Source organism: Glutamicibacter sp. BSL13 (assembly GCF_052928425.1).
Genome location: NZ_JAVGCZ010000169.1, coordinates 1 through 3,184 on the forward strand (window position 1 = coordinate 1; position 3,184 = coordinate 3,184).

The 3,184-nt window shown below is 68.6% G+C and carries 3 protein-coding genes; 1 reads left to right on the forward strand and 2 read right to left on the reverse strand.

The annotated features are described in order from the left end of the window. Positions 1-494 (reverse strand): FAD-dependent oxidoreductase (locus tag RCJ92_RS15410; RefSeq protein ID WP_446755061.1); only part of this gene is annotated, 494 nt, incomplete at its 3' end. A 139-nt stretch (positions 495-633) separates the two neighbouring features. Continuing rightward, on the reverse strand, positions 634-1,689 hold the full coding sequence (gene hemE / locus RCJ92_RS15415) for a uroporphyrinogen decarboxylase (RefSeq protein WP_446755062.1): 1,056 nt from the start codon (positions 1,687-1,689) through the stop codon (positions 634-636). Positions 1,690-1,893: 204 nt separating this feature from the next. Here hemE and RCJ92_RS15420 point away from each other — a divergent pair. Continuing rightward, positions 1,894-3,184, forward strand: a 1,291-nt coding sequence (locus tag RCJ92_RS15420) for a glutamyl-tRNA reductase (RefSeq protein ID WP_446755063.1), incomplete at its 3' end; no start/stop codon positions are given.

The window sequence follows — 3,184 nt, forward strand, 5'->3', positions numbered from 1 at the left end:
TGGGCGGGGATGCCCATCAGGGAGCTGGCGGGCATCGGGTGGGATTCAACGTGCTCGTCGCGCTGCTGGGTGAGCCAGGCGCTCATCCCGCTGGTGGGCACGATCTTCTGCCCCATGTCCAGCTCCTGCAGGAACTCGGCCACCGTGTTCGAGCGCACGGCGAAGGATTCGGCGCCGGCATCCAGCTGCAGCCCGGCCACCTCCATGCGGCGCAGGCACCCGCCGAAGTCGGCGGCGGCTTCCAGCACGGTCACCCGGTGCCCGGTCTGCTGCAGTTCGTGGGCGGCCACCAGCCCGGAGATCCCGCCGCCGATCACGATCGCATGCGGTTTGCCCGCCTGCTCGCCGGCCGTGTCCGGGCCGGGACGCTGCGTGGAGGTGCGGATCTTCTCCAGTAGGCGCAACGCATGGGCGGCGGCGTCGGTGGCGATGTCACGGCGCACCCGGGTCGTCGATGGATTGTGCCGGGCCTGCTGGCCACGCTCGTCAATCATGTTCCTACGCTAACCCCTTGCCTGTTTCGGCGTGTTGTTACCACTTGATCTTGGGCGCCGCGTTCGGTGCGGCGCTGCCGGCGGCCGGCGCCGGTGGCGGGAACCGCACGGCGCCCGCCACCAGCTTAGTCCCCCGCGGCTACAGCGAATGAATGAGTTCGACCACTTTGCTCAGCACCTCCGGGTCGGTGTTCGGCGGCACCCCATGACCCAGGTTCATCACGTGCCCACGGGCGGCCTCACCGCGCCGGGCCACCTCACGCACGTGCGCCTCAAGCACTGGCCAGGGGGCGAAGAGCAGCGCCGGGTCGATGTTGCCCTGCAGGGAAACCGTGTCCCCCAGGCGCTGGGCGGCCACATCCAGCGGGATGCGGTAGTCGATGCCCACCGCGTCCACCCCCACATCGCGCATGGCGGTGAGCAGTTCCCCGGTGCCGGTGCCAAAGTGCACCAGCGGCACGCCCAGGTCCCGCACATGATCCAGGGTGCGCACCGAGGCCGGGGCCACGTGCTGCTGGTAGTCGGCCAGCGGCAGGGAGCCGGCCCAGGAGTCAAACAGCTGCGCGGCCGAGGCGCCGGCCTCCACCTGGGCGCGCAGGAACTTGCCAGAGGCGTCCGCGGCCCAGTCCATCAAGGCCTTCCACACCTCCGGTTCGGCGTGCATCATGGTGCGCGGGCCCAGGTGGTCGCGGCTGGGCTTGCCCTCGACCATGTAGGCGGCCACCGTGTAGGGGGCGCCGGCGAAGCCGATCAGCGGGGTCGAGCCCAGCTCGGCGACGGTCAGCGCGACCGCCTCGCGGATCGGTTCCAGGGATTCGTCGGTCAGTTCGGGCAGGGACGCGACCTGCTCGGCGGTGCGCACCGGCTCACTGAGCACCGGCCCGACCCCGGGGACAATGTCCACCCCGATTCCGGCCAGGCGCAGCGGAATGACGATGTCGGAGAAGAAGATTGCCGCGTCCACCTTGTGCCGGCGCACCGGCTGCAGGGTGATCTCACTGGCCATCGCCGGGTTCAGGCACGAATCGAGCATCGTGGTGCCCTCACGCAGTTCGCGGTATTCGGGCAGCGAGCGCCCGGCTTGGCGCATGAACCACACCGGGGTGCGGCGCGGGGTGCCGCCGCGCAGGGCGGTAATCAGGTCGGAATTACTCGTACGTCCATCAACCATCGGATGGTGTGCAGGCAGGGTCATGTGCCCAATTCTGCCAAGTCTTGGCGACAAATGCCCACCCCGCCGGGTGAGCGGGCTCACGAGGTGAGCAAGATAACCTCCACGACGTGTCGAAAAACCTCTACAACTCGTCGAAAACTTTTCTACAAAATGTCGAAAACGGCCTCGAGGATAGGTTCACCTTCGTTGTCGAAACAGGTACCCAGGCCTAATCTAGGTATCACTGTGGTTTACCTATCTCTCGTTGCATCTCACTCGCAGCTCGATCTGGAAACCGTGGCACAGCTCAGCGCCGCGGCCACCGAGCTGGCTCCCGCGACCCTTCAGGCCTGCGACAACATCAACGGCACCGTGGTGTTATCCACCTGCAACCGGTTCGAAATCTACGCCGATGTCGCCTCCCCGCTCTCCGCGGCCACCGAACTGGTTCACCAGCTCTCCTCCCACAGCGGCGTACCCGCCCACCTGCTGGACAGCAAGCTGCTGCGCTTCGAGGGACGCGCCGTCATCGACCACCTCTTCTCCGTGGGCGCGGGACTGGACAGCGCCGTGGTCGGTGAACGCGAAATCGCCGGACAGGTGCGCCGCGCCCTGACCCAGGCCCAGCAGCAGAAGACCACCACCGGCAACCTCACCCGCCTCTTTGAATCGGCCACCCGCGCCGCCAAGGACGTCGGTTCCCAAACCGCACTGGGCGCCCAGGGCAAGTCCGTGGTCTCCGTGGCCCTGGACCTGGCCGATGACCTGATGCAGGCCAACCGCTCCTGGCAGGACCAGGAAGTGGTGCTCTTTGGCACCGGAGCCTACGCCGGGGTGACCCTGGCGCTGCTGCGTGAACGCGGCGTAAAGCACATCAAGGTCTACTCCACCTCCGGGCGGGCGGCGGACTTCGCGCAGAAGCGCGGCGTGCAGGCCATCAGCACCGAGGAACTGGAGCAGGCACTGTGCCAGGCCGACGTGCTCGTGGGCTGCAGCGGCAGCGGCACCCAGCTGGCCGCCGCGCGGCTGGCCGCACTGCGCGTGCCGCGCCACCCGCTGATCGCCATCGACATGGCCCTGACCCACGACTTTGACCCGGCCCTGGCCGAGCTGTCCGATGTTGAGCTGATCACCCTGGAATCGGTGCGGATGGCCGCGCCGGACGAACAGTCCCTGGCCGTATACGAGGCCCGCAAGATCGTGGCCCGCTCCGCCGAGGAATTCGACGCCTCCCAGCGTGAACGCGACGCCGACCAGGCGATCGTGGCACTGCGCCGGCACACCCAGCAGGTGCTGGAAGCCGAGGTCGCCAAGGTCCGCTCCCAGCACGGGTGCACCGCCGCGGCGAACGAGGTGGAACTGGCCATGCGCCGGATGATGCGCCAGCTGCTGCATGTGCCAACCGTGCGGGCCCGCGAACTGGCCGCCGAAGGACGCACCGAGGAGTACGTCCAGGCGCTGAACACCCTCTACGGCCTGGAGCTGCCGCAGGCCGGCGCCCCGGCCCCCGCGGCCCAGCCCACCCCCTCCCCGGCGG

What these genes read in the sequence shown, in the direction of transcription:
- hemE (WP_446755062.1), bottom strand. Translation starts at nt 1,689, where the DNA reads ATGACCCTGCCTGCACACCATCCGATGGTTGATGGACGTACGAGTAAT.